The 26,704-nt window shown below is 72.6% G+C and carries 27 protein-coding genes and 1 pseudogene; 8 read left to right on the top strand and 20 right to left on the bottom strand.

The genetic code is table 11. From position 1 onward, the window contains the following. Positions 1–21: 21 nt before the first annotated feature. From AB0I79_RS46905 to AB0I79_RS46920, 4 genes are all read right to left on the bottom strand, one after another. On the bottom strand, positions 22–909 hold the full coding sequence (locus AB0I79_RS46905; RefSeq protein WP_357888035.1) for a UbiA prenyltransferase family protein: 888 nt from the start codon (positions 907–909) through the stop codon (positions 22–24). 85 nt (positions 910–994) lie between these two features. After that, positions 995–2,041, bottom strand: a complete 1,047-nt coding sequence (locus AB0I79_RS46910; protein WP_357888038.1) for an NAD-dependent epimerase/dehydratase family protein — start codon at positions 2,039–2,041, stop codon at positions 995–997. After that, positions 2,023–3,396, bottom strand: a complete 1,374-nt coding sequence (locus AB0I79_RS46915) for an aminotransferase class III-fold pyridoxal phosphate-dependent enzyme (protein ID WP_357888040.1) — start codon at positions 3,394–3,396, stop codon at positions 2,023–2,025. The genes AB0I79_RS46910 and AB0I79_RS46915 overlap by 19 nt, the downstream gene beginning before the upstream one ends. Before the next feature lie 302 nt (positions 3,397–3,698). Continuing rightward, positions 3,699–5,627, bottom strand: coding sequence for a BTAD domain-containing putative transcriptional regulator (locus AB0I79_RS46920; RefSeq protein WP_357888042.1), 1,929 nt, complete (start codon positions 5,625–5,627; stop codon positions 3,699–3,701). Positions 5,628–6,000: 373 nt separating this feature from the next. Between AB0I79_RS46920 and AB0I79_RS46925 the strand changes: the two genes are divergently transcribed. The 3 genes from AB0I79_RS46925 (at position 6,001) to AB0I79_RS46935 (ending at position 8,183) form a co-directional block, all read left to right on the top strand. Continuing rightward, positions 6,001–6,237: a DUF2630 family protein gene (locus tag AB0I79_RS46925; RefSeq protein WP_357888045.1), complete on the top strand. Its 237-nt coding sequence runs from the start codon at positions 6,001–6,003 to the stop codon at positions 6,235–6,237. A gap of 187 nt (positions 6,238–6,424) precedes the next feature. Beyond that, the gene (locus AB0I79_RS46930) at positions 6,425–7,384 is read left to right on the top strand and encodes a nitronate monooxygenase (RefSeq protein WP_357888048.1); all 960 of its coding nucleotides are present in this window, start codon (positions 6,425–6,427) and stop codon (positions 7,382–7,384) included. 337 nt (positions 7,385–7,721) lie between these two features. Beyond that, a complete protein-coding gene (locus AB0I79_RS46935) occupies positions 7,722–8,183 on the top strand; it encodes an SRPBCC family protein (protein ID WP_357888051.1) in 462 nt (153 codons plus the stop codon). A 67-nt stretch (positions 8,184–8,250) separates the two neighbouring features. Here AB0I79_RS46935 and AB0I79_RS46940 read toward each other — a convergent pair whose 3' ends face one another. Continuing rightward, the gene (locus tag AB0I79_RS46940) at positions 8,251–9,855 is read right to left on the bottom strand and encodes an alpha/beta fold hydrolase (RefSeq protein ID WP_357888054.1); all 1,605 of its coding nucleotides are present in this window, start codon (positions 9,853–9,855) and stop codon (positions 8,251–8,253) included. 191 nt (positions 9,856–10,046) lie between these two features. Between AB0I79_RS46940 and AB0I79_RS46945 the strand changes: the two genes are divergently transcribed. Beyond that, the gene (locus tag AB0I79_RS46945; protein WP_357888057.1) at positions 10,047–11,261 is read left to right on the top strand and encodes a sensor domain-containing protein; all 1,215 of its coding nucleotides are present in this window, start codon (positions 10,047–10,049) and stop codon (positions 11,259–11,261) included. 11 nt (positions 11,262–11,272) lie between these two features. Next, entirely contained in the window at positions 11,273–11,917 is a 645-nt protein-coding gene (locus tag AB0I79_RS46950) for a response regulator transcription factor (protein ID WP_357888060.1), read from the top strand. Between the two features lie 6 nt (positions 11,918–11,923). Here AB0I79_RS46950 and AB0I79_RS46955 read toward each other — a convergent pair whose 3' ends face one another. From AB0I79_RS46955 to AB0I79_RS46970, 4 genes are all read right to left on the bottom strand, one after another. Then, a complete protein-coding gene (locus tag AB0I79_RS46955; protein ID WP_357888063.1) occupies positions 11,924–12,283 on the bottom strand; it encodes a barstar family protein in 360 nt (119 codons plus the stop codon). A gap of 9 nt (positions 12,284–12,292) precedes the next feature. Then, the gene (locus AB0I79_RS46960) at positions 12,293–12,706 is read right to left on the bottom strand and encodes a ribonuclease domain-containing protein (RefSeq protein ID WP_357888066.1); all 414 of its coding nucleotides are present in this window, start codon (positions 12,704–12,706) and stop codon (positions 12,293–12,295) included. A gap of 228 nt (positions 12,707–12,934) precedes the next feature. Beyond that, positions 12,935–14,173 (bottom strand): cytochrome P450, encoded by a 1,239-nt coding sequence (locus tag AB0I79_RS46965; protein ID WP_357888068.1) that lies wholly within the window; start codon positions 14,171–14,173, stop codon positions 12,935–12,937. Positions 14,174–14,279: 106 nt separating this feature from the next. Beyond that, complete coding sequence (locus AB0I79_RS46970; RefSeq protein ID WP_357888071.1) at positions 14,280–14,720, bottom strand: pyridoxamine 5'-phosphate oxidase family protein; 441 nt, start codon at positions 14,718–14,720, stop codon at positions 14,280–14,282. Positions 14,721–14,858: 138 nt separating this feature from the next. Here AB0I79_RS46970 and AB0I79_RS46975 point away from each other — a divergent pair, with 138 nt between their 5' ends. The 3 genes from AB0I79_RS46975 to AB0I79_RS46985 all read left to right on the top strand — a co-directional run bounded on the left by AB0I79_RS46975 (position 14,859) and on the right by AB0I79_RS46985 (position 18,546). Continuing rightward, a complete protein-coding gene (locus tag AB0I79_RS46975; protein ID WP_357888074.1) occupies positions 14,859–15,296 on the top strand; it encodes a hypothetical protein in 438 nt (145 codons plus the stop codon). A gap of 61 nt (positions 15,297–15,357) precedes the next feature. After that, the gene (locus tag AB0I79_RS46980) at positions 15,358–17,019 is read left to right on the top strand and encodes a GAF domain-containing protein (RefSeq protein WP_357888077.1); all 1,662 of its coding nucleotides are present in this window, start codon (positions 15,358–15,360) and stop codon (positions 17,017–17,019) included. Between the two features lie 222 nt (positions 17,020–17,241). Beyond that, on the top strand, positions 17,242–18,546 hold the full coding sequence (locus AB0I79_RS46985; protein ID WP_357888081.1) for a hypothetical protein: 1,305 nt from the start codon (positions 17,242–17,244) through the stop codon (positions 18,544–18,546). A 159-nt stretch (positions 18,547–18,705) separates the two neighbouring features. Here AB0I79_RS46985 and AB0I79_RS46990 read toward each other — a convergent pair whose 3' ends face one another. The 11 genes and pseudogenes from AB0I79_RS46990 to AB0I79_RS47040 form a co-directional block, all read right to left on the bottom strand. Continuing rightward, positions 18,706–19,647, bottom strand: a complete 942-nt coding sequence (locus AB0I79_RS46990; protein ID WP_357888084.1) for a site-specific integrase — start codon at positions 19,645–19,647, stop codon at positions 18,706–18,708. 258 nt (positions 19,648–19,905) lie between these two features. Continuing rightward, positions 19,906–20,205 (bottom strand): hypothetical protein, encoded by a 300-nt coding sequence (locus tag AB0I79_RS46995; RefSeq protein WP_357888127.1) that lies wholly within the window; start codon positions 20,203–20,205, stop codon positions 19,906–19,908. A 166-nt stretch (positions 20,206–20,371) separates the two neighbouring features. Next, a pseudogene (locus tag AB0I79_RS47000) lies at positions 20,372–20,521 on the bottom strand (oxidoreductase); the annotation flags it as partial. Positions 20,522–20,588: 67 nt separating this feature from the next. Further along, positions 20,589–21,185, bottom strand: coding sequence for a sulfite oxidase-like oxidoreductase (locus AB0I79_RS47005; protein WP_357888087.1), 597 nt, complete (start codon positions 21,183–21,185; stop codon positions 20,589–20,591). A gap of 67 nt (positions 21,186–21,252) precedes the next feature. After that, a complete protein-coding gene (locus AB0I79_RS47010) occupies positions 21,253–21,495 on the bottom strand; it encodes a WhiB family transcriptional regulator (RefSeq protein WP_357888090.1) in 243 nt (80 codons plus the stop codon). A 9-nt stretch (positions 21,496–21,504) separates the two neighbouring features. Continuing rightward, positions 21,505–21,972, bottom strand: a complete 468-nt coding sequence (locus AB0I79_RS47015; protein ID WP_357888093.1) for a DNA starvation/stationary phase protection protein — start codon at positions 21,970–21,972, stop codon at positions 21,505–21,507. Positions 21,973–22,002: 30 nt separating this feature from the next. Further along, positions 22,003–22,794, bottom strand: a complete 792-nt coding sequence (locus AB0I79_RS47020) for an MBL fold metallo-hydrolase (RefSeq protein WP_357888095.1) — start codon at positions 22,792–22,794, stop codon at positions 22,003–22,005. Positions 22,795–22,806: 12 nt separating this feature from the next. After that, the gene (locus AB0I79_RS47025; protein ID WP_357888098.1) at positions 22,807–23,604 is read right to left on the bottom strand and encodes an alpha/beta hydrolase; all 798 of its coding nucleotides are present in this window, start codon (positions 23,602–23,604) and stop codon (positions 22,807–22,809) included. A 10-nt stretch (positions 23,605–23,614) separates the two neighbouring features. Further along, entirely contained in the window at positions 23,615–24,445 is an 831-nt protein-coding gene (locus tag AB0I79_RS47030; protein WP_357888101.1) for an alpha/beta hydrolase, read from the bottom strand. An 11-nt stretch (positions 24,446–24,456) separates the two neighbouring features. Continuing rightward, positions 24,457–25,281: an alpha/beta hydrolase gene (locus tag AB0I79_RS47035; RefSeq protein ID WP_357888104.1), complete on the bottom strand. Its 825-nt coding sequence runs from the start codon at positions 25,279–25,281 to the stop codon at positions 24,457–24,459. 69 nt (positions 25,282–25,350) lie between these two features. Further along, positions 25,351–26,649 (bottom strand): MFS transporter, encoded by a 1,299-nt coding sequence (locus AB0I79_RS47040; protein ID WP_357888107.1) that lies wholly within the window; start codon positions 26,647–26,649, stop codon positions 25,351–25,353. Positions 26,650–26,704 lie beyond the last annotated feature (55 nt).

A 26,704-nucleotide genomic window follows, 5' to 3' on the forward strand; every position in this document is an offset into this window, starting at 1 on the left:
GCCTTCCTCTCACAATCGTTGTCACAGGTGGACGAGCACGAGCGTCACGCCGAGGGCGGCGGCCCACAACATCGAGTTCGCGACCATGACGCGGTCGCGCAGCAGCAGGCGCACCGGGTCACCGCCCTGCTTGTCCACGAGCTGCATCTGCAGGTACCGGAAGAGGGCGAACAGCGCGAAGGGGGTGGACAGCATCATGGCCGTCTGGCCGTGATGCGGGCCGAACGGCCCCTCGTCACGCAGGTACATCAGGCCCGAGACGAGGGCGAGCACGGAGGCGATCTGCAGCAGCCAGTTGGTCAGCTCCATCGAGTAGCCGCGCAGCGCGGGCCGGTGCACGGCTCCGGCCTCCAGCAGCTCCTGGCGGCGCTTGCCGATGAGCAGCAGCAGGGACATCGCGAACACCGTGATCAGCAGCCAGGAGGGCACCCGGTCCCCGGTCACCTCGTACCCCTGGACGACGCGCAGGACGAAGCCGGCCGCGACGACCCCAACGTCGACCAGCGGAACGTGCTTGAGCCCGCGGCTGTAGGCGACGTTGAGCACCAGGTACACCAGCACCGGCCACGAGGACGCCGGCGCCTGGGCGACGATGGCCGCGAGCACCGCCAGCAGGACGGCGCAGCAGGCGGCAGCGGTCAGCACCCCCACCCGGCCGGCCGCGACGGGGCGGGCGCACTTGACCGGATGGAGGCGGTCGCGGTGGCGGTCGGCGATGTCGTTGCCGATGTAGACGGCGGCGGAGGCGAGCATGAACGCCACCGTGGCCCAGGCGACCCCGACCACCTCGGACAGGCTGGGCGGGGTCGCGCCGATGAGCGCCACGGGCACGAGCAGGATCGCCTTGGCCGCGTGGGAGGGGCGGATCAGGGCGGCCAGGTCCGCGACCGGGCGCCTGCGGGTCGCCACGGCCCGGTCCTGCGCCGCTTCCTGGCGCTGCGGGCTCTCTGGAACGTCTGCCGATTCGACAAGGCGCATGCTTCACCCCGATAGCTCAGAAGAAGACCTTCGCCAGGGACAGCGCGCCCTGCCGCCACGCGTCACGGCTCGTCGCGCCGCCACTTGAACCGGCAGGTACGCCGGCCGCCCGCTGCTCCCGCCACCACGCGTACGTGCGCAGGATCGCGTCCCGGTTGGACAGCCGCGGGCGGAAGCCCAGCCGTTCACGGGCCTTGTCGATGCTGACATAGGAGTCGGCGAGCAGCTTGCGCGCCAGCCGCCCGTACACCGGGGACAGCCTGCTGCGCTCCAGCAGCCGGAGCCCGGCCAGGGCCGGTCCCGCGGGCAGCGAGACGACCCGCTTGCCGTGCCCGGCCGCGTCGAGCACCGCCTGGAAGTCCTCGCGCAGCGTGCCGAACTCGGCGGCGGCCAGGTTGTAGGTGTCGCCGGCGACCCCGGCCGGCGCGTCGAGCACGAGGGCCACCGCGTCCACCAGGTCCTCGATCGCGAACATCTGGATGCGCTTGTCCCCGCTGCCGAGCACCGGGAAGTTGCGGCCCTCCTCGGCCCACTCGAAGAGCATCGCGAACAGGCCCATCCGGCCGGGGCCGAGGAAGGTCTTGGGACGCAGGACGGGCACGCACATGCCGTCGGCCCGGTACTTCTCGGCCAGCTCCTCCGCTTCGGCCTTCGCCCTGGTGTAGGGGTCGACCGGGGCGCGGGGATGCTCCTCCGGGGTGGGCACGAGCGACGGCAGCCCGTACACGGCGGTGGAGGAGATGTGGACCAGCCGCTCCACGCCGGCCCGGCGCCCGGCCTCCAGGACCGTGCCGGTTCCCGTGACGATCAGGTCGTGGATCTGCTCGGCCGGGTAGCTCGGCAGCGCGCCGGCGCAGTGCACGACCGCGTCCGCGCCGGTCATGGCCTCGGTCATCAGCGGCAGGTCGCGCACGTCGCCGATCCGGTGCCCCGCGGCCAGCAGCGGGTCGGGCTGGGGACGCACGTCGACCCCGAGCACGTCGTGGCCGTCGAGCACGAGCCGGCGGGCCAGGTGGCCGCCGAGCATCCCGGCGCTGCCGGTGACTACGACCCGGCGGGCCATCGCGACCCCACCTTCTCCCGCACGAAGGCGGCGAGCAACCGCGGCAGGCCCTTCGACAGCGTCTTGTCGAGGCTATCCAGGAAGTACTCGACGTCTTCCGGCTCGATGGCCAGGGTCGGCGCGACGACGAGGGGGTTGTCGGCGTTCGGGCTGTAGTAGGAGACGATGCCGTGCTCGCGGTAGAGGTCGGCGATGACCGAGAGCGCGACCAGCTTGGTGCGGAACTGCGGGTCGCCGGAGAAGCCCGGCGCGAGCTTGGCGGCCAGGTCGAGCACCTTGGGCCCGCCGCTGAGGAACACGCCCCACAGCGAGCCCACCCCGCTCACCCGGCCGACGACGTCCGGGTGGCGCTTGTGGATGTTCTGCAGGCCGGGGCCCAGGATGCGCTCGATCTGCCGGGCCCTGGCGGGGTAGTCGTCCTCGATGACGATGTTGACCGCCTCGATGGCGGTGACGGTCTCCTCGCCGAAGCCGTAGTAGGTGGTGCTGTGCAGGATGACGTCCGAGAGCCGGTCGTACGCCTTGCGGAAGACACGCTCGCGGGCGGTGTACCCGGCGATCGACGCCTTGCCGCCGCCGAGGGACTTGGAGTAGACGAGGATGTCGGGCAGCAGGTCGGGATGGCGCATGAAGTAGAAGAGGCTGCCCGTCTTGCCCCAGCCGGTGTAGACCTCGTCGAAGATCAGCATGATGTCGTCGGCGTCGCAGAGCCGCCGCAGCTCGTACAGGTCGCTCTCCGACCAGCAGCGCATGCTCGACGCGCTGTACGGCTCGACCATGATCGCGTAGACGTCGCACGTGCCGTCCGGGGTGCGGGCGGCCTCGACGGCCGCGCGGACGGCCGCGACGTCGCCGTACGGGTGGACGACGATGCCGGGAAGGCCGGGGAAGCGGAAGGAGTTCTCCGACGATCCGGTCAGGCTGCCCGCGCCCAGGGTCTTGCCGTGGAAGCTGATGTCGGAGCGGAGGATGGTGTTGCGGCGCCCCCCGTGGTACTTGTACGCCATCTTGACGGCGCCCTCGTTCGCCTCGGCGCCGGAGTTCGGGAAGTAGGAGATGTTCAGGTCGCCCGGCAGCAGCGTGGCGATGTTGTGGCTGAGGGCGGCCACGTACGGCGAGAAGAACGCCTTGTGCACCTCCATGCGCCGGCGGTCGGCGAAGCGGCGCCGGGCCTGCAGGATGCGGGGGTGGTTGTGGCCGTGGTTGAGTACGCCGACCCCGCCGGTGACGTCAAGGACCTCGCGGCCGTCGCGGGTCCTGATCCGGGCGCCCTCGGCGCTCTCGACGAGTTCCCGGCCGAAGCCGAAGGAGGTCATGAGGTTGACCTGGCTGCGGCTGACGTACCTTCTGTACAAGTCCTGGACCTGTTTCACGGTGAAACTTTCACACTCGTCCACGCCGATGAGTTCAGACACGTCCGCCCTTCCCGGTTCGCGCGAATTCCGCTGGTGCCCGGCCTTCTTCTCGGCGGCGAGAAAAGGTGAGACCTGGCGTCAACAATGTCGAATCCGGCTATGCCCCGTGCCATACAAATGTGTGTAGGTCGGCGGCGGGCGCGAGACGGCGGAGAAGAAAAAGCGGCCGGGAGCGGATCGCCGGGTATTTCTCGATCCGATCTCCCGGTGAATACGGATGATTTCCCGCGGGCGGGCCGGCTTCAGCCCCTCACGGTCATGTAGGTGACCGGCTGGGCGGGCGGCGGGGCGAGCGGCGGAGGGAGTGGCTGGGCGGGTGGCAGGGCGGGTGGCAGGGCGGGCAGCGTCCGGACGCCGCGCCGCGCCCGCCGGACGGCCTGGGCCTGGTCCTCCTCGGTGTCCTCCTCCCTGGCCCGCTCGCGGGCGAACAGGCTGAGCAGGTCGTGCATGCGGTAGCGGTCGTGGCCGCATGACTCCAGAAGCTGGGCTTCCGCGAGATGGTCCAGCAGGTCGGCGGTGCGCGGCTCGGGGCGGTCGGCCAGGGCCGCGGCGGCCGCGACGCTGATGACGCCGCCGCCGAGCAGGCTCAGCAGCCGGAACATCCGGGAGGACTCGGCGTCCAGGCTCCGGTAACTCATCATGAAGCACGCCCGTACGGCCTGGTCGTCGGCCTGCAGCTCGGACAGGCGGTGGTCCTCGACCGCCAGCCGGTCGGCCAGGGCGCGCAGCGACAGCTCCGGCCTGGCTATCAGCCGGGCGGCGGCGATCCTGATCGCCAGCGGCAACCCGGCGCACAGCCGTACGATCGCGCGCGCCGCCCACTGCTCGGCGGCCACGCGCTCCTCCCCGATCAGGCGGCCGAGCAGCGTGGAGGTCTCGTCCTCGGCCATGACGCCGAGGCGAAAGTGCGACGCGGCGTCCAGCGAGGTGAGCATCCTGCGCGCCGTGACCAGCACGCGGCAGGTGGGGCTCGCGGGCAGCAGCGGGCGCACCTGCGCGGCGTCGCGGGCGTTGTCGAGCAGGAGCAGCAGGTGCCTGCCGTCGGTCAGCGAGCGGAAGCGGGCCGCGGCCTCGTCCACGTCGGGCCGCCCGAAGGGCCCCGCTGCCGTGTCGTCGCCGAGCGAGCGCAGCAGGCGGGCCAGGACGTCGGCCGGGTTCAGCGGCGCGACGCCGGGGGTGGAGCCGTGCAGGTCCACGTAGAGCCGCCCGTCCGGGAAATGCCCCGCGACCTGGTGGGCGACGTGCACGGCCAGCGCCGACTTGCCGACCCCGGCGGCGCCCGTGATCGTCGAGATGGCGGTGGTGCCGGAGCCGGTGGTCAGCATCGTGCGCAGTCGGGAGATCTCGGTGGTCCGGCCGGTGAAGGCGGCCGAGCCGATGGGCAGCTCGGCCGGGGCCCTGCGGGCGGCGACCGCCGGCGGCGGCGTCAGGGCGGGGTCGTCGGCGAGGATGCGCTGGTGCATGCGGACCAGGTCGGGGCCGGGGTCGATGCCGACCTCCGCGGCCAGCGTCATCCGCGCGCTCTGATAGACGGTCAGCGCGTCGGCCCTGCGGCCGGAACGGTACAAGGCCAGCATGAGCTGGGCCCTGAGCCGCTCGTTCAGCGGGTCCCTGCGGGTCATGGCCTCCAGGTCGGCGAGCATCTCGCCGTGCTGGCCGAGCGCCAGCCTGGCCTCCAGCGAGGCGTCCACGACGGTCGCGCGCAGCCGCTCCAGCCGCGCCGCCTCGCAGCGCAGCGGCGCGGGCAGGGGCAGCTCCTCCAGGACGGACTCGCCGCGCCACAGGCACAGGGCCCGGGTCAACCGGTCGAGCGCGACGTCGTGGCGTCCGGCGGACAGCGCCAGCCGCCCCTGCGCGGCGAGGTCCTCGAACAGCGTGACATCGACCTCGCCGGGCGTGACGCGCAGCATGTACCCGTTGGAGCCCGCCTCGATGCGGGAGGGAGAGCCGAGCACCTTGCGCAGCGCGGAGATGTAGGTGTAGAGGTTCGACTCCGCGGTGGCCGGGGCGCGCTCGCCCCACAGCCAGTCGAGCATGCGCCGGCTGGGGATCGCCTTTCCGGTGTTGAGCAGCAGGGCGGCCAGCAGCACGCGCTGTTTTCGGCGGCCGAGCGCGATCGGTCTCCCGAGAGAGGTACGAACCTCGATCGGCCCGAGGATCTTGAAATCCATATGACCACCTTGCAACGCGCGGCTTTTCCCCAACAGGACCGTACGATTACACACGGATCTTGATTTGCCGCGACCAATGATCGGCGGAAGCGACCTTGGAACGGTACTTCCTGGAACGGCATAAGAAGATTACGCGTCAGAAAAAGCCGGCCGGTGCGGCGGAGACGGTTCCGGGCCTGTTGAAATTTATTGCCGCATCGATATGCGGGTTGCGAGAAATTCGTCTCGGCCGGGTGCGGGGGTCCTTTCCCGCGGCCGGCCGGCCCGGCGGGCATGGCCGTCAAGATCACACATTCGTGCGATGTACGGTGGATCGTCCCCCCAGCACGGTGGGTCCCGATCGGCATGCACACAGGAAGGCATCGGACGGACGATGGACGACCAGCAGATCCTCCAGCGCATTCACGCCCTCGTGGAGGAGGAGCACGACCTGCTATCCCGGCGCGAGTCCGCCGGCCCGGAGCAGCACGCCCGGATAACCCACCTGGAGGAGACCCTCGACCAGTGCTGGGACCTGCTGCGCCGCCGCCGCGCCCGCCAGTCGGCCGGGATGGACCCCGACGACGCCAAGGTCGCGCCGGTCGCGCAGGTCGAAGGCTACCTGCAGTAACGAGGCCTGTAGTCAGTGGCGAGGCCCGCGGTGGCGAAGGCTGTAGTCGCGGCGAGGCCTGCGGTGGCGAGGCCTCCAGTCAGTGACGAGCAGGCCTGGAGTCAGTGACGAGGCCTGCTGTGGCGAGGTCTCCGGCAACGTGGCCTCTGGTGATGGTGATGAGACCTTGGGTGATGAGGAGCGACGAATGCCACGCACCTGGCTGACCGACCGTTTCGGCCTGGACGTGCCGCTGGTCGGTGCGCCGATGGCGGGCGTCGGGGACGGTCGGCTGGCAGCGGCCGTCTCGGCGGCCGGCGGGCTCGGCATGATCGGGGTGCCCGCCTCCGCGCCGGCCCCGTGGATCACGGAGCAGGCCGCGGTCGCCGCCGCGGGCGGGCGCCCGTACGGGATCGGGCTGATGGCGTGGGCGCTGGAGCACCATCCCGCCCAGCTCGACGCCGCCATCGAGGCCGGGCCGGCGCTGGTCTCGGTGAGTTTCGGAGACTTCGCCCCGTACGTCGAGCCGCTGCGGAGCGCCGGCATCACCGTCGCCGTCCAGGCCGGCACCACGCGGGAGGCGCGGGAGGCCGAGCAGGCCGGCGCGGACGTCGTGGTGGCCAGAGGCGGCGAGGGCGGCGGCCACGGCCGTGCCGAGGTGGCCACGCTGCCGCTGCTGCAGGGCGTGCTGGAGGAGGTGACGGTCCCGGTGCTGGCCGCCGGGGGGATCGCCACGGCCAGGGGCCTGGCCGCCGTGCTGGCCGCCGGCGCGGCGGGCGCCTGGGCCGGCACGGCGTTCCTGGGCTGCGCCGAGACCACGCTGTCCGAGGCCGCCCTGGCGCGCGTGCTGGCCACCGGGGAGACCGGCACGGCGTACGGGCGGGTCTTCGACGTCGCGCAACGGCTGGCCTGGCCGCCGGAGTTCGGCGGGCGCGCGCTGCGGAACGCCTTCTTCGAGCGGTGGCACGGGCGGGAGGAGGAACTGGCCGGTGACGAGGCGGCGCGGGCGGAGCTTGAGGCCGCACGCGCGGCGGGCGACTTCGACACCGCCTACGTCTACGCCGGGCAGGCGGTGGGCATGGTGGAGCGGCAGCGCACGGCGGCGGACGTGGTCGCCGGCTTCGCCGCCGCCGACGAACTGCTCCGCCGCTTCACCGGCGACCGCTGACCCGGCCACCCGCAAACCCCAGCAACCGCCGCCTGCCGCCTGCCGCCTTCCGTACTGAGCGCCGCCGCCCTGCGCCGCCGCATGCCGTAGGGCAGCCCCACCGCGTGCGGCCCAGCGCCTGCGGTCCGCGGCCTTGCGACCGCTGCCTGTGGCCCGTGGGATGTGCGGCCTGTGGTGTTCGGGGCTGCCGCCCTGAGCGCTGCCCGTCCTGCGCGGGCCGCGTGCCATGCGGCCGTCTGCTCTGCGGTGCCTACCCTGCGTCGGGCTGCGGGGCTGCGGGGCTGCGGGGGCCGGGCTGGCGGAGGGCAGGGCGGGTGTGCGGGGCTAGGATCCGCGCATGGCCCGATTCGAGGTGACCACACTGGTCCTGGCGCCGCCGCCGGTCGTCTTCGACGCGTCCCTGTCGGTGGACGTGCACACGTCCTCGATGGGGCACACCGCCGAGCAGGCGGTGGCGGGTGTCACGTCCGGCCGGCTCTCTCTCGGTGACCAGGTCACGTGGCGCGCCCGCCACTTCGGCCTCACCTGGCATCTGACCTCGATCATCAGCGCCAGCACGCGCCCCTCGTACTTCGTGGACGAGCAGGTCACCGGCCCGTTCAGGCGCTGGCGTCACGCCCACACGTTCGAGGCGGCGCACGACGGCGCGGCCACGCTCATGACGGACGTCGTCGACTTCGCCGCCCCCGTGCCGCCGCTGGGCACGCTCGCCGAGATCCTGGTCCTGAAGCGTTACCTGACCAGGCTCATCCTCCTGCGCAACGCCCACATCAAGGACGTCACGCGCGCCGCCCGATGAGAACCACGCCGGGCCCCGGCCACCCGCACCTACGTCCACGACGGGGCCGCCTCGGGGCGAGCCCGCGTCATTCCGCGGGGCAGACGGTGCCCGCAGCGGGCAGCCTCAGCCCGGCCAGGTACGCGGTGGCGTGCGCGATCGGGCACTTCTTGCCCAGCAGGTAGAGGACGTGCCCGGGCCCGTCATACCCCAGGGTCACCGAGCCCGGCACCATCCGGATGAACCGCTCGGTCAACGGGAAGTCCCCTTCCAGGGTGCCCGCCCCGAGCATCGGCGGCAGCCCGCGCACCTCCAGCCGGCGCGCCGGATTGGCCACCGGCTGCGGCCAGCCGATGCAGCCCAGCTGGTCGAACGCCGCCCCCGAGAAGTCCGGCGCGGCCTCGCGGATGTCGCGGCGGTACTTCCGGAGCTGGGCCCAGCCGGTGTAGCCGCGCTCGTCGCCGCAGGTCATCGCCAGCATCGCGGGCATGGCCCACACCTGCGTGTTGCCCAGGACGTGGTCGGCGAACCCCGACCCGTCCCCGCGCCGCGCCTTGTCCACCCACTCGGCCAGCGCCAGCCACCGGGAGTGGCCGGGGCCGGGGTCCGGGAGAAAGCCGAGGCTGCGCAGGTGCCAGCCGGTCAGCTCGCCCTCGCCGTACCGCTCCGACCTGATCGGGATCGGCTCGCGGTCGGTGGCGCGGGTCAGCTCGCGCCAGATCTCCGTGGCGTCCTCGCCGTGCAGCGCACACGCGGGAGTCGCCGCGCACCAGCGGCCGAACCGCTCCAGCGCCTCCTCCACGCCGGTGCGCATCACCAGGTTCACCATGGGCCAACCCTCGGTCTGGTCGACCACCCCGTCCAGGTACATGGCCCTGATGCGCTGCGGGAACAGCCTGATGTACGCGGCCGCGGCCACCCCGCCGTAGGAGTTGGCCATGAAGCTCAGCCGCTCCTCGCCGAGCGCCCGGCGCACGGCTTCCATGTCCCTGGCGATGGACAGCGAGTCCAGGTGGGCGAACAGGCCCGTCGTGTCAGCCTCGCGGCAGGCCTCGAACGCCCGGGCCATCGCCGCCTTCATGGCCTCGAACTCCCTGGGGCCGCGCGGGTCGTGCAGCGCCACGCCGGGCTTCCAGCACGGCTCGGCCGCGGTCGCGCCCCAGGCCGTGGTGCGCGGCCGGTAGCCGACGAGGTCGAAGCGGCGGCGCAGCTCGGTCAGGTCGGGCGCCGCCCGCCTGAGGTCGTCGATGCCGCTGGCGCCAGGGCCGCCGGGGATGCCGAGCACGCTGCCGATGCGGCGGGCCGGCTCGGTGGCCGGCAGCCTGGCCAGCTCCAGCCTGACCTGCTTGCCGCGCGGCTTCGACCAGTCCACCGGCACGTCGAGCGCGCCGCACTCCATCCCGGCGGGAACGTCCTCACCGGTGCACGCCCCCCACACGATCGGCGCCGTCCTGCGAGCCGCCGTCTGGGCGGCCGAGGCCGGCTGGGGCGCCGTCTCCCGAGCAGGCCGCACCGCTCCGGCACCCGCCGTCGCGCCCGCCGCCGCGCCCGCCGCCGCGCCCGCCGTCGCGCCCGCCGCCGCGCCCGCCGTCGTGCCCGCCGCCGTGTCCGCCGCGGCTTCCGCTGAAGGGGCCAGCCCCATGAGCGTCGCCATCGCCAGCCCGGCCGCCAGGCCCGTGGACTTGCGGAACATGTCGTGACTCCTCTCCTTCGATCCACCGATGTCCGATCGATCACCCACAGGGCCACCCTCGCCCGCGCCTCCACCCGCGCACCACGGGAAGGTCCGCCGTGCCCGACGGGGGACAACCCCCGGGGGATCACCGGGTGGCCGTCCCAGGGCGGTTCCGTCAGCCTGGAAGGCGAGGAGAAGGGAGCGGGCCGGTGCGGATCTGGCGCGAGCTCGGCTACACGTTGACGGTGCCGGTGATGGCCGCACTCGGCCTGGTCCACTTGCTGGTCGTGCTGGTCGGCGTGGTGGCCTCCACCTACCTGGTCGGCCTGCCGCTGCTGGCGGGATGCGTGGTGGGCGCGAGACGGCTCGGCGCGGCCAATCGGGGGCTGGCGCGGACGCTGGCGGGAACGGACGTGCCGTCGCCCGCGCCCTACCGCCCGGGCCGGGGCCTGCTGAACCGGATGGGCTCGGCGCTCGGCGACGTCGCCGGCTGGCGGGCGATCATCCACGCCGTGGTCCGCCTGCCCGCGGCGGCGCTCGCCTTCGCGGCCGCCGCCGGGACGTGGGGGCTCGGCCTGGTGCTGCTGACGTGCCCGCTGTGGTGGCGCTTCCCCGGCCTCCCTGCGCCGGAGGGCTGGCCGGGCGCGCTGCTGCTGGGCGTGCTCGGGCTGGGGTTGCTGCTGCTGGCCCCCTGGGCCGTGCACGTCGCGCTGCTGCCGGAGCGGATGCTGGCGCGTACGCTGCTCGGCCCGCCCCCAGCCCAGGACCGCATCCGTACGCTGGAGGAGACCAGGGCGCTGGCCGTGGAGGACGCCGCCGCCGCGCTGCGCCGTGTGGAGCGCGACCTGCACGACGGGACGGCGGCCCGGCTGACGGCGCTGGCCATGAGCCTCAGCATGGCCAGGGAGGAGCTGGCCGAGGCCGGCGACCCCGAGCGCCTGGAACGCGCCCGCGCCCTGATCGACGGCGCCCACCGCGGCGCCAAGGAGACCCTGTCGGAGCTGACCAACCTGATCCGCGGGATCCACCCGCCCGCCCTGGACAAGGGCCTGGAGGTGGCCCTGGCCACGCTCGCCGCCCGCAGCCCGCTGCCGGTGGACCTGGACGCCGAACTGGCCGAGCGGCCCTCGCCCGCCGTCGAGACGATCGCGTTCTTCTGCACCGCCGAGCTGCTCGCCAACGTGGCCAAGCACAGCGGCGCCCGGCAGGCCGCGATCCGGTTGCGCGCGGAGGGCGGGCGGCTGCGCCTGCGGGTGTGGGATGACGGCGAGGGCGGCGCCGTCGTGGCGGACGGCGGGCCCGCCACCGGGTCGGGGCTGCGCGGACTGACCGGCCGCGTGCGGGTGGTGGACGGCGAGCTCGCGATCCACAGTCCCGCCGGAGGCCCTACGGTGGTCACCGTCGACCTGCCCCTGCGCGCGTGAACGGACGGCCCATGCGCATCGTGATCGCCGAGGACGCCGTGGTGCTCCGCGACGGCCTGTGCCTGCTGCTCACCACGCGCGGCCACGAGGTGGCGGCCGCCGTGGGCGACGGTGACGCGCTGGTGGCGGCCGTGGCCGAGCACCGCCCCGACGTGGCGGTGGTGGACGTGCGCATGCCGCCCACCCACACCGACGAGGGGCTGCGCGCCGCCATCCAGGTCCGCCGCGACCATCCCGGGCTGGGCCTGCTGGTGTTCTCGCAGTACATCGAGACCCGCTACGCCGCCCAGCTCCTCGCCGGCGGCGCCCGCGGCATCGGTTACCTGCTCAAGGAGCGCGTGGCCGACGTCAGGGACTTCCTGTCGGCCCTCGACCGCGTCGCGGCGGGGGAGACCGTGCTCGACCCCGAGGTCGTCACCCAGCTCATGGGCGCCAGCCGCCGCGGTGACGCGCTGGCGCTGCTGACGCCGCGGGAGCGCGAGGTGCTGGCCATGATGGCGCAGGGCCGCTCCAACAGCGCCATCGCCGAGAGCCTGTTCCTGTCCTACGGCTCGGTCGAGAAGCACGTCACGCAGATCTTCACCAAGCTCGGCCTGGCCCCGTCCGACAACGACCACCGCCGCGTGCTGGCCGTCCTGCGCTACCTCCAGGGGTGACCGGGATCAGCTCAGCGCGGCGGCGACGCGCTCGCGCAGCGCGGCGTCGTGCCCGGCGTCCGCGCACAGCGTCACGGCCAGCCCGTCGTGGGAGGCGTCGGCGAGCACGGTCAGCAACGTGGCGAGCTGCTCGGCAGGCTCGTCGGCCAGCAGCTCCTCGGCGTGGCCGACGACGAGCGTGACGGCTCCGATGTCGCGCAGGCAGTCGGTGAGCGCGTCCCAGTTGCGGCCGAAGTAGCCGGGGAAGCGCAGGGCCCGCGCCACCTCCTCGAAGAAGGCGGCACGGGTCCGGCAGGCCCGCCCGTCCACGACCCGGCCGGTGGACACGGTCAGCCATGCGGGCAGCGGACGCGGGGCAGAGGCCATGGACGTTCCCTAGAGCCGGTAGAAGTCGGTGTAGTGGTTGGGCGAGAACCAGGCCGCGCCGGTGCTGCGGTTGACGACGATCCGGTACGCGTCACGCGCGGCGCCCCGGGCACGAGAGTACACGTCGTACTCGTAGTAGATCGCGTCGGCGGGCAGCTGCCCCTCGCGGTTGTAGTGGCGTCCGCCGGTGTAGTTGTACCTGCCGTCGGGCCAGGAGTACCAGCCGGCGCTGGTGGGGTAGCCCTTGGAGGCCCAGATCGCCTTGGCCGAGCGGGCGTCGGCGCAGCGGGAGATGGTGCAGGAGCTGTAGACCGCGGCGTTGGCGGGAGCGACCCCGGCCAGCCCGACGAGGGAGGCGAGGGCGGACAGGACGACGGCGAGCCGTACCGGCCAGGACGGGCGAGGGCGCGGCGGAGCGTGCACGAAGCCTCCTTGCGGAAGGGGTGACGGATACCGTCATGATCGCTTTTCGCGTGTTGTCAAGGAAGGACGTCAACGCCAAGGGACGGTGAACAATGCGAGGCGTGTTCATGGTGCCCGACGGACGCGGACGCCCTCGATCGCCTCGCGCACGGAACCGCGGTCACCGGGCACGGCCAGGGAGTAGCCATGGCAGGTGCCGCCCGCGATGGCGTGCCGGCGGGATCGACGTCAGACCGACAGCAGGACGGGCAGCGCGCGGTGCCCGTTGGAGATGAACGACTCCAGCGGCAGCAGCTCGTCCGGCGCCACGGCCAGCCTCATGCCGGGGAATCGCGCGAACAGGGCGGGCAGCGCGATCGTGGCCTCCAGAGTGGCCAGCGGCGCGCCGAGGCAGCGGTGCATGCCGTACCCGAAGGCCAGGTGCTCCTTCGAGGCCCGGGTGACGTCGAACGCGCCGGCGTCCTGCCCGTGCACGAGCGGGTCGCGCCCGGCGGCCCCGTAGCAGTTGAGGATGGGCTCGCCCGCGGGCAGCACGACGCCGTCGCCGAGGTCGATGTCCTCGACGGCGAAGCGGAGCGGCAGGTTCGCGATCGGGCCCTGGCTGCGCAGCGTCTCCTCGACGACCTCGTCCCAGCTCACGCGGCCGGCGCGGACGAGGGCGAGCTGGCCGGGATGGGCGAGCAGCGCGCAGATCGCGTTGTCGAGCAGGTTGACCGTGGTCTCGTGACCCGCGCTCAGGAACAGGACGAGCGTGTCGACCAGCTCGTGCTCCTCCAGCGGCGCGTTCTCCTCGTCGCGGGCGGCGATGAGCGCCGAGGACAGGTCGTCGCCGGGGTTCGCGCGCTTGTCCGCGACGAGCCCGCGCAGGACGGCCTGCAGGCGGGCCAGGATGTCGGCCGTGTCCGGGGCGTCGGGCCGGCCGATCTGGAAGAAGGAGTCCGCGCAGTGGCGCACCTCCTCGCGGGTCGCCTCGTCGCCGACGCCGAACAGCTCGCAGATCACCCTGATCGGCAGCGGGTAGGCGTACCGCTCGCGCAGGTCGGTCACCGTCGCAGGCGGCACGTCGGCCAGCTCGTCGAGCAGCTCCGCGGCGATCGCCTCGATGCGCGGGCGCAGCGCGGCGGTGCGGCGGACGGTGAAGGCGCTGGAGACCAGCCCGCGCAGCCGCCGGTGATCCGGCCCGTACGCGGTGAGCATGTTGCGCACGGCCACCCACGCGAACAGCGGCCACTCGGGGGAGATCTCCCCCTTGATCCAGGCCGGCCAGTGCAGGTAGGCGTCCTTGGACACCCGGGGATCGGTGAGCAGCCGCCTGAGCAGGGCCTGGTCGCTCACCGCCCACGCCAGGACGCCGCCGGGCAGCTCGACGCGCGCGGCGGGCCCGAGCGCGCGGATGTGCTCGGCCTCGCCGTGGATGTCGCGGCCCGCGGGATCGATGACGAACGGGCGTGCACCGGCATGGTCCATGGGGATCTCCCGACTCTGGGGGCTGCGTCCGTTCCGTCCACGGGCAGCGTTCCCCATCCGTCCGTGCCGCGCCCACTATCCCGGCGGACCGACCTTTGTACGCCCGTTACGCCGTGACCGCCGCGGGCACGAGCTCGAACCCCGTGACGATCTCCGGCTGGATGCGGATCACCTGCTCCATCTCGCCCGCCACCCAGGGGGTCAGGACGGCCCGGAACCGCGCCGCCTCGCCGGGCTCCGTCACCAGGCGCGCCACCCCGGTGATGATCACGCTCCAGCCCAGGCGCTCGTGCCCGTCCAGCTCGTCGGCCTCGTACGCCACCACGGCCTCCGCCGGCGCCACGTGGGAGCTGAGGATCGTGCCGGGGCTGGACCGGATGACGATCGCGCCGTCCACCACGACGTGGTTCACCGGCCGGATCGCGGGCAACGCGTGGCGGGTGAAGACGATCCGGCCGAACGGCACGTCGGCCAGCAGGCGCAGCGCCTCGCTCCCGGGCAGTTCCCGCAGCCGCCGGGCGTCCGTCCCGTTCTGGTACATCACCATCACAGCCTGCCGACCCCGTCCCGTGCGGGACCAGGGACCAAAGTCCCTTCTTCGCCGGAAGGAGGACCCTGCGGCCCCGGCCGGCGCGGCCGGTAGCCTGATCGGGCTCCGGGACGGGTGAGGAGGGCGCACACAGCCATGACGTGGTGGTCGGTGGTGCGGTTCCTGCACGTGCTCGGGGCGGCGCTGTGGGTCGGCGGGCAGCTCACGGTGTCGCTGGTGGTGCTGCCGCCGGCCCGGCGGCTGCTCGACGCCGAGCGGCGCGGCCAGGTGCTGACCGCCGTGGGCCGGCGCTTCGGGCTGCTGACCGTCGCGGTGTTCCTGCCGCTCCAGCTCGCCACCGGCGTGGCCATCGCCTGGCACAAGGGCGTCACGTGGGCCATGCTGGCCGAGCCGGGTTACGGCCGGATCCTGGCGGCCAAGCTGCTGCTGTTCTGCGCCGTCATGGCCATGGTCGGGGCGCACGGCTGGGCCAGCGGCGCCGGCCGTCCTCGGCTGGCCAGGAGCATGGCGATCGCGTCGCTGGTGGGCTCGCTGGGCGTGGTGCTGCTGGCCGCCGCGCTGCCCGCGACCTAGGTACGGGCCGCGTCCCCGGCGTGCCAGGCTGGCCGGTGTGGAGAGCGAGCACCGTCCGTTGATGCCGCAGATGCGCCTCGATGAGCTGCTGGCGGAGCTGCAGGTGCGGCTGAACGCCGTGCTGGCGACGCGGGACCGCGTGCATGCGCTGCTCGAGGCCGTGGTCTCCATCGGCAGCGACCTCGATCTGGAGACGGTGCTGCGCCGCATCGTGGAGACCGCGACCACGCTGGTGGACGCCGGCTACGGCGCGCTGGGCGTGGCCGGCGAGGGCGACACGCTCGTCCAGTTCATCCCGGTGGGGCTGAGCGAGGAGGAGATCGCCAGGATCGAGCACTGGCCGCACGGGCTGGGGCTGCTCGGCCTGCTCATCAAGGACGCGCGGCCGCTGCGGCTCGGCCGCATCGCCGACCACCCCGAGTCGTACGGGTTCCCGCCCGGCCATCCGCCGATGGGCACGTTTCTCGGCGTGCCCGTACGCGTGCGCGACGAGGTGTTCGGCAACCTGTACCTGACCGAGAAGCGCGGCGGCGGCGAGTTCGACGAGGAGGACGAGGCGGTCGTGATCGCGCTGGCCACCGCGGCCGGCGTCGCGGTGGAGAACGCCCGCCTCTACGAGGAGTCGCGGCGGCGCGAGAGGTGGCTGCAGGCGTCCGCGGACGTGACCACGAACCTGCTGTCCGGGGCGGATCCCCGCCAGGTGCTGTCGGTGGTGGCCGCGCGCGCCCGGCAGATGAGCGACGCGGACCTGGCGCAGGTGCTGCTGCCGGAGGGGCCGGCGCTGCGGGTGGCGGCCGCCGAGGGCGAGGGCGCGCGCGAGCTGCTGGGCACGGCGTGCGAGATCGACGGCACGCCGGCCGGCGAGGTGTTCACCTGGGGCGAGCCGATGAGCGAGCCGGAGGGGCGGCCGTCGCTGCTCGTGCCGCTGGGCACCGCGCCGGGGGTGCGGGGCGTGCTGATGCTGGCCGAGCGGAGCGGCCGGTTGCCGTTCAGCGGGGCGGACCGGCAGATGTTGCAGGCGTTCGCGGGGCAGGCGGCGCTGGCGCTGGAGCTGGCGGAGGCGCGGCGCGACGGCGAGCGGCTGGGCCTGCTGGAGGACCGCGACCGCATCGCCAAGGACCTGCACGACGTGGTCATCCAGCGGCTGTTCGCGACGGCCATGACGTTGATGAGCACGGTGCGGCTGGTCGATCATCCGCAGGCGTCCAAGCGGCTGCAGCACGCGATCGACGAGCTGGACGAGACGATCCGGCAGATCCGGTCGTCGATCTTCGCGTTGCAGGGGCCGGTGGACGAGATCGCGCCCGGGCTGCGCGGGCAGATCGTGGAGCTGGTCGAGGGGGCGGGCAGCCATCTCGGCTTCATGCCGGGCCTGCGCATGGAGGGCCAGATCGACACCGTCGTGCCCGAGCCGGTCGCCGAGCACCTGCTCGCCGTGCTGCGCGAGGCGCTGTCGAACGTGGTGCGCCACTCCCGCGCCGGCCGCGCGGAGGTGTCGGTCGAGGCGGGCGAGCGGCTCCCGCTGGTGGTGACCGGCAACGGCGTCGGCGTCGGGACGGCCGGGCGGCGCAGCGGGCTGCGCAACATCGAGGAGCGGGCCCGCGGGCTCGGCGGCACCGCACACCTCGACGCTCCCGACGACGGCGGCGGCACCCGCCTGCGCTGGCAGGTCCCCCTGCGATCCGCGCCACCCGCCCCCGCGACGCAGGAGCTTCAGCCCTGATCCGGACCGCCCGGCCCCGCGACGCAGGACCTTCGCCCCTGATCCGGGATCATTCGGTGAGGCGCGCTGGACGCCGCCCATCGCCTGCGGCAGGCGCTGCAGCACGTGCTGCAGCGTGCCGCCGGCCCCCGGCCGGCATCGTGGCGTGACCCTTGTCCGGACACGAGATCGCGGAGACACTGCAGGCGACGATCAGTGCTGGAGACGTCCCTGGGAGGCGCCGTGAAATGGCGTGTCGTGATCGCCGCGCTGCTGATGACGCTCACCCTGGGGGCCGCCGGGGCCGACCCCGGCCGTGAGGCGTACGAGATCTGGCTGGTGGACCAGTCCGACAGCAACGGCCGCACCTACGGCGGCTACGTGCACGTCTATGACGGCGGCGAGGTCACCAGGCGGCTGTCCGCCGCGCGCCCGGTCTCCGTGATCGACCTCGCGGGCGCCACGTCGTCCCTGTGCCTGGCCGCCACCGGCAGGAACCCGGTCAGGCCGCACATGATCGTGTTCAACCAGGCCGGGACGCACGCGGCGCTCGCCTTCGTCGCCAGCGGCCACGTCGTGATCTTCGACGCCGCCTCCCGACTCCCGCTCGCCTGCGTCGAGACCGAGACGGGGGCGGGCGGCGCCCGGCAGGCGCACGCCCTGTGGCCCACCGGGGACGACCGCTACCTCGTCATCGCCAACCAGAACGGCAAGAAGCTGGAGCGCATCCGCACCGACTACGCCACCGGCACCTTCACCCAGGAGCCCGCGGCGACGCTCGACCTGGCCGGCTGCACCACACCGGCCGGCGCGCCCTGCCAGGCCCCCGAGCTGCGCCCCGACAACGCGCCGATCTGCCCGTTCATCGCCTCCGACAACGGCCCGGTCTTCGTCAGCCTGCGCGGCGGCGGCATGTTCGTCGTGGACTGGCGCGCCACGCCGATGGCCATCACGGGCGAGTACGACGCCGCGCACGTGCCCGCCAACGGCTGCGGGTTCATCGAGGCGAAGGGCGCCGTCTTCGGCGACGGGGGCGGCGGCACCCCGGCCAACCTCGACCAGTTCAGCGTCTTCCGGATGCCCCGCGGCGGCTACTCGGCCGCCAACCCGCCGAACACGCCGGCCGTCGAGCGGCTCTACGACGACGACACCCCGGAACGCGACGCGCACGGCACCGCCGTCGGCCCCCGGGAGCGGCACGTCTGGGTGGGCGACCGGGACGCCAACGTGGTGGAGGTCTTCGACGGGCGCACCGGGGCCCGGGTCAACACGGTGCCGCTGACCTCCCCGTACAGCGCCGACCCGACAGTGGACCTGTTCGCCTCCTCGCCGGACCACGGGTGGGTGTTCGCCTCGACGCGCGGCCCCAACCCGCTCTCCGGCGACCCGCACTCCTCCCACGGCCACGACCCCGGCATGCTGATCGTGCGCATGACCGACGACGGGCGCTCGGGGCAGGTGCGGGGGCTGATCCCCATCACGAACGTGGACGCGGGCGGCACCGAGCGCGCCGACGCCCACGGCATCCGGGTGCGGCGCGTCCCCTGACACCCGGGCGTCAAGCGCTCGCCCGCGCCCCGCCGTGCACGCCTCGCCCTCCCGGTGAGGGGGGCAGACCAAGTACGGGGGAAAGAGGCAGTGACCGCTACCTTCTGCGCGTAAAAGGCCCGGAACTCCTATGGCTCCGGCGAGCCGCCACTCAGTTGATCAGTGGATACGGCGGCGGGGCGCCAGGACCTCGGTGACCTTGGCGATGGCCTCAGCTCCAGGCTTGACGTACCGCATGGCGGTGCGCGGGTTCTTGTGCCGGGTCTTGCCCATGATGAGCTGCAGCGGCACCTCAGCCTCGCCAAGGTGGATGGCGGCGCTGTGGCGCAGCTGATGCAGATCGAGTCCGGCGTACTTGTCCAGCAGGACGCGGGCGCGATCGTAGCCCAGACGGGCGCGGCCGGTGTACGGGCAGATGTCGCCCGCGGCGGGCCGACGAGCGGGGACGGGGCGGCGCTCGGACAGGAACAGCGGGCCGTGCGTGCGGGTGCTGCCGTCGGGGAGCCGTAGGAGGCGGGGCAGCAGGTGGGCGGTGCCGCTGTCCCAGTACACCCATTCGATGGCGCCGCCTTTGGATCGGACGGGGGCGCGCCGGTGCTTCAGGTCGAGATCCTCGACGTTGAGGGCCAGGATCTCAGCCGCTCTGGCGGCCGTTTCATAGAGCATCCGCCAGAGCGCCCGCTCCCGCAGCGGGATGTCACGGCGCGACAGCAGCCGGTGGATGGTGGTCTTGGCCACGGCGCGGGTCTCGTCGGCACTCTCCTTGCGGCGCTCGGCGTCGGCCGGGACCGACGGGGCGGCCCAGTGCTTCTTGGTCTGGCACCAGAGCAGCCAGGAGGCGATGGCGGCGCGGTTGCGGTTCCAGGTCGCCGGCGCGCTGGCGCCCCACAGCTCGGCGAGCGCGGTGCCGATCTCGGCGTCGGCGACCTCGGCCAGCGGGCGGTCGCGGCCGAGCAGCGCGGTGACGCGGTCGATGGCCGAGGCGTAGGCGCGGTGGGTGTTGGGGTTGGCGGTGCGAGGGGTGGCGAGGAAGGCGTCGGCGGCCGCGGCGAGCGTGACGGGCTCGCCGCGCAGGGCGGCGATCTTCGGCGTTGCGCTCATGCCGGCCGCCGGGCGACGCCTTCGGTGATGTACTGGATAACGTGTGGGAGTCGCGCACCGTCCCGGCGAGACATTCTCCTGGTCGCCGCGCCGCCGAGATGGCTCATGTACGAGATAATAGAGAATTATCGCGTACATGAGGGTGCTGGCTGTTAACCTCCCGGGCAGCCAGCCAGGGGCCAGAGTCTCCTCAAAGCTTCCAAGCATGACTTTCGTCCACGTCGAACGCGCCTGACCCCCGTCCGCGCGTCGGTGCGCTCAGCCGTCGGTGGGGCCGAATCGTTCGGTTCTGATGTCGGCGGGGTCGTGGCCGAGGCGTACGAGCAGTTCGGCGGCGGTCTCGACGAAGCCGGTGGGGCCGCAGACAAAGCAGGCGGCGCCGGGAGGGTCGAGGTCGGCGCTGGTTAGGCGGCCGGCCGGGCGAGGGTGATCGTCGGGGGCCGTGCGCGTGTAGAGGAGGCTGACTCGCACACCGGGGTCGGGGTGCAGCAGTTCGCGGGCGTAGTAGAGCCGCTCCGGCGAGCGCAGGGAGTGGATCAGGTGGAAGGGGGCGTCCACCCCCGCCGCACGGGCGCGCGCGGATCATGGCCATCAGCGGCACGACACCGGACCCGCCGGAGACGAGCAGCACCGGACGGCTGACCGGTCGCCAGACGAACCGGCCGCCGATGGGGCCGCGGATCTCCACCCGCTCGCCGACGCGCAGGTCATCGGTGAGGTAGGGAGAGACCTCGCCGTCTTCCACCCGTTGCACGGTCAGCTCGACGCCCTTGGCGGCGGCCAGGGAGTAGCTGCGGCGGGCAGTGTAGCCGTCGGCGGCGGTCAGGCGCACGTCCACGCGCTGGCCGGGCAGATGCCCGGGCCAGCCGGGCACGTCGAAGATCAGTGTGCGGGCGGTATCGGTTTCGTCGTAGGCCTCGGCCAGGCGGGCGGGCAGCCACTTAGTCCTCGGCGTAGCGCTGTTCGCGCCAGGGATCGCCGTATTGGTGGTAGCCGGCGCTCTCCCAGAAGCCGGGATGGTCCTGCTTCAGCAGGCGGATGCCGCGCACCCACTTGGCCGACTTCCAGAAGTACAGGTGAGGGACCAGCAGGCGGGCCGGTCCGCCGTGCCGGGGCGCCAGGTCCTGGCCGTCGTGGCGGTAGGCGATCCAGGCCTTGCCGTCCAGCAGGTCGTCCAGCGGCAGGTTGGTGGTGTAGCCGCCGTAGGAGTAGACCAGCGCGTACTGCGCCGCCGTCTCCACCTGCTCGAAGAGCACGTCTAGCGAGACGCCCTGCCAGTGGGTGCCGAGCTTGGACCAGGTGGTGACGCAGTGGATGTCCACGGTCGGCGTCTCGTGCGGCAGGGCCATCAGCTCCGGCCAGGTCCAGCGGTGCACCTGTTCGGTCTCGCTGTCGATGGTGAACTCCCACCGCTCCAGCGGGACGTGCGGCGTGGGCCCGGCTGACAGGACAGGGAAGCCCTGGGTGAGGTACTGCCCCGGCGGCAGCCGCTCATCGGCGCGGCGCCTGCTGCGGAACCCGCGTGAAAAGATCGTCATGAAGTCTCCTTGGATGCGCCGGGCAGGGACCGGTCCTGGGCGACGACTCGCGAACTGAGGTGAGGCGTCATGTCGAAGTCTTCAGCCGTGGCAGCCGCCGCAGCCGCCGACGTTCGGCCGGAGTGGTTCCGCCCCAGACGCCGTCCGGCTCGCCGGACTCCAGCGCCCACTCCAGGCAGCGCGGCCGCACGACGCAGCCTGAGCAGATCCGCACGGCCGGCTGGTGCCGGCCGTCCCAGATGAGCGGGAAGAACGGGTCAGGGTCGGCCGCCCGGCAGGCGGCGCGGTTGGTCCAGTACAGGTCGGCCATGGCTACGGCTCACTGCTGGGCGCGGGCGAACCACTGCTGGTTCTGCACGTCGCGGCAGATGCCGGTGAGGAGGTCGGCGGTCATCGGATCGCGGCCGACGGCCGCGTTGTCCAGCCACGAGGTGGCCACGGCGGCGATGCGCTCGAGGCCGGCGTCCATGGCGGTGAGCGCCTGGCCCGTGGTGAGCCGGCCGAAGGGCAGCGACTCCAGGGTGGTGCGTTCGCCCAGCGTCTCGCTGCAGGCGTCCGGCCAGCCGCCCAGGGTGGCGATGCGCTCGGCCAGCGTGTCGGTGTGGGTGCGCAGGGTCTCGGCGAGTTCGTCGAGCCAGCGGTGCACGGACAGGAACGTCGCGCCGCGGACGTTCCAGTGCGCCTGCTTGGCCTGGGAGGCCAGTTCTGCGACGTCGATGAGCACGTCCTGCAAGGCGGCGATCGCCAGGTTGTCGGTCTGGGGCTGGGGTGGGGTCGTGGTGGTCATGGTCGACGTCCTTTCCGGGGTGTGGTCGGCCTAGAGCCGCAGTTGTTCGGCCGTTCCTCGGGGCAGCCAGTGGAAGCGGCTGCTGACCTGTTCGGGGGCGCGCCGCAGGTCCTGCTCGATGCCTTCGCGGCCTTGCCGGAAGTGCTGCCAGCCCTCGTAGTGGACCGGCAGGATCGTGTGCGGGGTGATGGCCTGACACAGTCGTACGGCCTGCTTGGCGGTCATGGTGTAGCGCAGCGGCCCGGTGAGGGGGAAGCCGACGCCGCCCAGATGCAGCAGGACCGTTCCCGGCCGGATCCGGGCGGCGGCCCGGCGCAGGGCGCGGTGGTAGACGGTGTCGCCGGTGATCCAGAGCGGGCCGTAGGCCTGGCCGGGCCAGGTGAGGGAGAAGCCGATCACCTCGCCGGTGATGGGCCGGCTCAAGGGCGGCCCGTGCCGGCACGGGGTGGCGGTGATCTCGATCGCCGGCCGGCCGGGCGCAGCCAGCCGGGTGGTCTGCCCGGACGTGAGCCCGCGGGTGGCGCCGCCGAGGCGGCGGGCGCCCGAGGCGGTGGTGATCGTGGTCGTGGCGGTGGCCAGCAGGGCGCGGCCGGCGTGGTCAAGGTTGTCGCCGTGGTGGTCGTGGGTGAGCAGGACGGCGTCCACGCCCCCGAGGGTGGACGCATGGAGGGCGGGGCCGGTGAGCTTGCGGGAGGAGGTCCCCCAGCCGAACGCGTACGTCCGGCCGGGGACGTCGAAGGTCGGGTCCGTCAGCAGCCGCCAGCCGTCGAACTCGATGAGGACGGTGGGGCCGCCGATGTGGGTGAACCTGACGTCCGACATGGAACGCTCCCTTTACGAGCTGTGGTGGAGCGCCCAGGCCAGGGCGCGGTCGGCGATCTCTTCCCAGCCCTGCTGGGCGGGCATCAGGTGGGAGCGCCCGGGGTATTCGATGACTTCGGTGATCGTGTTCGGCGCCTTGTAGTGCTTGGCGTTGGAGCGCTGAATCTTGGGCGGCATCAGGTTGTCGTGCTCGCCGGCGATGAACAGCAGGGGCTTGCGGTCGTCGTTGCGGTAGTCGACGTAGGTGTCGTCCTTGCCGGGGTGGATGTTGGCCAGGGCACTGCCCCAGAAGATGTTGCCGGAGGCGGGGATGTGGTAGCGCTCGTAGGCGGCCCGCGCCTCGTGCTCGGGGAAGGTGTTGGTGAAGGCGTAGCGCCAGTGCTCGTAGTCCAGGCCGACGGCCTTGTGCCGGTTGGCGGGGCTCTTCAGCACGGGGAAGGTGGCCTTGAGCTGCGACAGCGGGATGATCTTGACACCTTCGGTGGGGGCGGAGTTGATCGCCACACCGGCGGCGCCGTAACCGTGGTCGAGCAGGATCTGGGTGAATACGCCGCCGGCCGAGTGCCCGATGAGGATGGGCGGCTTGTCCAGGCCGCCGACCAGCTTCTCCAGCGAGTCGATGATCTGCGGGACGGTGACCTGCTCGATGGGCGTGGTGTCGGCGTTGAGCGCCTCGACCTCGACCTCGAAGCCGGGGTAGGCAGGAGCGAGTACCCGGAACCCCTTGGCCTCGTAGTAGGCGATCCAGTTCTCCCAGCTGCGCGGGGTGACCCAGAAGCCATGGATCAAGACGATCGTGTCGGGTTTCATCCGGTCTCTCCTAGCGGGTGGCGGCGTAGGCGGACAGGACCACCGCGGTCGCGGCGGCGGGGTGGGACATCATCACGACGTGCGAAGAGTTGATCTCGCGGACCTTGCTGCCGGCGCGTTCGGCCATGAAGCGCTGGGCGGCGGGCGGGATCACCTTGTCCTGCATGGGGATCAGGTACCAAGAGGGGACGGTCTTCCAGGCCGGCTCGCCGCTGCCGTCGGACAGGCCGGTGACGCTGCCGGGCCGCTGGGTGGCCGCCATCTGCCGGGTCTTGTAGGCGGGCAGGTCGGCGGCGAACACCTCGCGGAACTTGTCGGCGGTGATGTAGCCGTCGACGCCGTCGTTGGTGCCGTCGGGCAGCGGGTAGTGCCGGGCCAGCAAGGCTTCGCCCAGCTCGCTGCCAGGGAACTGGCCGGCGAGTCGCAGAGCGCTTTCCCCTTGGTCGGGGGCGAACGCGCCTAGGTAGACCAGCGCCTTGACGTTGTCGTGGCCGCGGGCGGCGTTGGTGATGACGATGCCGCCGTAGGAGTGCCCGACCAGGATGATCGGCCCGGTGATGGTGTCCAGGACGCTGGAGATGTACGCGGCGTCACCGGCCACGTCACGCAACGGGTTGGCCGGCGCGATCACCGGGAACCCGGCCGCCCCCAGGAGTGTGATCATGTCGTTGAAGCCGGAGGCGTCCGCGAACGCACCGTGGACCAGGACCACGGTCGGCTTGGCGCCGGAGGTGGTGGAGTCGGCGGAGGCGGGGACAGCCGCTCCGCTCAGACCGAGGATCAGGGCGCAGCTCGCGACGAGGGTGCCCAGCAGGGTGCCGAGACGGCGCAGTGGGGTCATGCGGGTGCTCCTTAGGAGTTCACGAAGGCGAGGAGGTCGGCGTGCAGGCGGTCGCGGTCGGTGTCGGGCAGGGCGTGCCCGCTGCCCTCGTAGACCTTCAGGACGGCGCCGTTGATCATTTCGGCCGATCGCTTACCCCCGACCTCGAACGGCACGATCTGGTCGTCGTCGCCATGAATGACCAGGGTGGGGACATCGACCTTCGCCAGGTCCGGCCGGAAGTCGGTGGCCGAGAAGGCCGCGATGCACTCGTAGGCGCCCCGGTGCCCGCACGCCATGCTCTGCAGCCAGAACGCGTCCCGGAAGCCCTGAGGGACGTCCTGCCGGCGGTTGTGCCCGAAGAACGGACCATCGGCCAGGTCGCGGTAGAGCTGGGACCGGTTCGCGGCCTCACCGGCCCGGATCGCGTCGAACACCTCGATCGGCAGGCCCTCGGGGTTGTCCTCGCTGCGCAGCATCAGCGGCGGCACGGCGGAGACCAGGACCAGCTTCGAGACGCGGTCGCTGCCGTGGCGGCCGAGGTAGTGGGCGACCTCGCCGCCTCCGGTCGAGTGCCCGACCAGGGTGAGGTCGCGCAGGTCGAGCTGCTCGATCAGGCAGGCCAGGTCGTCGGCGTAGGTGTCCATCTCGTTGCCGTGCCAGGTCTGCGCCGAGCGGCCGTGGCCGCGCCGGTCGTGGGCGATGGCGCGGTGCCCGTGCTCGGCGAGGAAGAGGGCGGCCGCCTCCCAGGCGTCGGAGTTGAGCGGCCAGCCGTGGCTGAGCAGGACCGGGGAACCGTCGGTGCCCCAGTCCTTGTAGAAGATCCGGGCTCCGTCGTTGGCGGTGATGTAGGGCATGTGACTTCCTCACTGATGCGGTCTCGATGTGCTCCGAAGCTAGGCTTGCGGCCCCCGGCCGGTAATCGGTCAGATGACTGCACCTGAGCCGACGGGCTCCTGACTTACGCGCTCGTCCAGGTTCTTGGCGCGGGTCTCGGGAGCGAGCAGAACCGCCAGGAAGGCGATCGTCGCCAGACCCACGAGCAGGAGCGCGATGGGCCACGACGCGCCGCCGGCTCCCGCCACCAAAGAGGCCGCCACGAGCGGGGCGGGACCGCTGGTCAGCGCGGCCGTCCACTCGCGGGAGATGGCGATGCCGCTGTAGCGGTATCGGGTGCCGAACAGCTCGGTCAGGATCGAGGCGAGGACGGCGAACATGGCCGTGACGAAGACGCCGTACCCCAGCGTGACGGCGAAGATCACCAGCTCGGGGCGGCCGGTGTCGACCAGCCAGAACATCGGGAAGGCGAAGACGGACAGGGCGAGCGTGGCACCGAGGAAGACCGGCCGGCGGCCGACGCGGTCGGCCAGGAGCCCGAACAGCGGCATGAGCGCGATCCCCACGGCTGCCGAGCACACGTTGGCGATCAGGCCCACCGTGGCGGGCAGGCCGAGCGTCTTGGTGACGTAGGACAGCACGAAGACGTTCATGATGTAGCCGATCGCGCCGTAGGGGGCGTTGATCCCGGCGGCGATCAGCAGGCTGCGCGGCTGCCTTCTGAAGACCTCCAGCGCCGGGAAGCGGCTTACGCCGTGCGCCCGCTCGCGCTCGAAGAGCTGCGACTCCGGCACCCGGATCCGGCAGAAGAGCCCGACGCCCACGCCCACCAGGCTGAGCAGGAACGGCACCCGCCAGCCCCACGACGTGAACGACGGCAGCGGCGCGACCGCGGTGAAGACGAGCGTGGCGAGCAGGATGCCGATCTGGACGCCCATGCCGGGAAGCGCGGCCCGCAGGCCTCGTCGGCGGGGGTCGCTGGTCTCGGCCACCAGGACGAGGGCGCCGGCGTATTCGGCTCCGGCGCCGAAGCCCTGGACCAGCCGCAGGAGCACGAGCAGGATCGGCGCGGCCAGGCCCACCTGGTCGTAGGTGGGCAGCAGCCCGATGCCGGTCGTGGCCAGCCCCATCAGCAGCAGCGTCAGGACCAGGGCGGGTTTGCGACCGACGCGGTCACCGATGTGCCCGAACACGACTCCGCCGATGGGCCGGGCGAGGAAGCCGACGGCGAACGCGGTGAAGGAGCCCAGCGTGCCCGCCAGGGGCGCGTCGGCGGGGAAGAACTGGTCGTTGAAGACGATGGCTGCGGCCAGCCCGAAGAGGGCGAGGTCGTAGAACTCGATCGCGGTGCCGATGACGGCGGCTTTGGTCACGGGTCTGGATGTCATGACTGCCTCCTTTTCGCAGGGGCCGAGCGTCTGGGGACGGCGTCCGGTCCCGGTG

It is taken from the genome of Nonomuraea sp. NPDC050202 (assembly GCF_040656115.1).
Taxonomy (GTDB): domain Bacteria; phylum Actinomycetota; class Actinomycetes; order Streptosporangiales; family Streptosporangiaceae; genus Nonomuraea.

Coding starts and splice junctions, on each gene's coding strand:
- AB0I79_RS46910 (WP_357888038.1), bottom strand. CDS start 2,041: ATGGCCCGCCGGGTCGTAGTCACCGGCAGCGCCGGGATGCTCGGCGGC.
- AB0I79_RS46920 (WP_357888042.1), bottom strand. CDS start 5,627: ATGGATTTCAAGATCCTCGGGCCGATCGAGGTTCGTACCTCTCTCGGG.
- AB0I79_RS46925 (WP_357888045.1), top strand. CDS start 6,001: ATGGACGACCAGCAGATCCTCCAGCGCATTCACGCCCTCGTGGAGGAG.
- AB0I79_RS46930 (WP_357888048.1), top strand. CDS start 6,425: ATGCCACGCACCTGGCTGACCGACCGTTTCGGCCTGGACGTGCCGCTG.
- AB0I79_RS46935 (WP_357888051.1), top strand. CDS start 7,722: ATGGCCCGATTCGAGGTGACCACACTGGTCCTGGCGCCGCCGCCGGTC.
- AB0I79_RS46940 (WP_357888054.1), bottom strand. CDS start 9,855: ATGTTCCGCAAGTCCACGGGCCTGGCGGCCGGGCTGGCGATGGCGACG.
- AB0I79_RS46950 (WP_357888060.1), top strand. CDS start 11,273: ATGCGCATCGTGATCGCCGAGGACGCCGTGGTGCTCCGCGACGGCCTG.
- AB0I79_RS46955 (WP_357888063.1), bottom strand. CDS start 12,283: ATGGCCTCTGCCCCGCGTCCGCTGCCCGCATGGCTGACCGTGTCCACC.
- AB0I79_RS46965 (WP_357888068.1), bottom strand. CDS start 14,173: ATGGACCATGCCGGTGCACGCCCGTTCGTCATCGATCCCGCGGGCCGC.
- AB0I79_RS46970 (WP_357888071.1), bottom strand. CDS start 14,720: ATGGTGATGTACCAGAACGGGACGGACGCCCGGCGGCTGCGGGAACTG.
- AB0I79_RS46975 (WP_357888074.1), top strand. CDS start 14,859: ATGACGTGGTGGTCGGTGGTGCGGTTCCTGCACGTGCTCGGGGCGGCG.
- AB0I79_RS46980 (WP_357888077.1), top strand. CDS start 15,358: ATGCCGCAGATGCGCCTCGATGAGCTGCTGGCGGAGCTGCAGGTGCGG.
- AB0I79_RS46990 (WP_357888084.1), bottom strand. CDS start 19,647: ATGAGCGCAACGCCGAAGATCGCCGCCCTGCGCGGCGAGCCCGTCACG.
- AB0I79_RS47005 (WP_357888087.1), bottom strand. CDS start 21,185: ATGACGATCTTTTCACGCGGGTTCCGCAGCAGGCGCCGCGCCGATGAG.
- AB0I79_RS47010 (WP_357888090.1), bottom strand. CDS start 21,495: ATGGCCGACCTGTACTGGACCAACCGCGCCGCCTGCCGGGCGGCCGAC.
- AB0I79_RS47015 (WP_357888093.1), bottom strand. CDS start 21,972: ATGACCACCACGACCCCACCCCAGCCCCAGACCGACAACCTGGCGATC.
- AB0I79_RS47020 (WP_357888095.1), bottom strand. CDS start 22,794: ATGTCGGACGTCAGGTTCACCCACATCGGCGGCCCCACCGTCCTCATC.
- AB0I79_RS47025 (WP_357888098.1), bottom strand. CDS start 23,604: ATGAAACCCGACACGATCGTCTTGATCCATGGCTTCTGGGTCACCCCG.
- AB0I79_RS47030 (WP_357888101.1), bottom strand. CDS start 24,445: ATGACCCCACTGCGCCGTCTCGGCACCCTGCTGGGCACCCTCGTCGCG.
- AB0I79_RS47035 (WP_357888104.1), bottom strand. CDS start 25,281: ATGCCCTACATCACCGCCAACGACGGAGCCCGGATCTTCTACAAGGAC.
- AB0I79_RS47040 (WP_357888107.1), bottom strand. CDS start 26,649: ATGACATCCAGACCCGTGACCAAAGCCGCCGTCATCGGCACCGCGATC.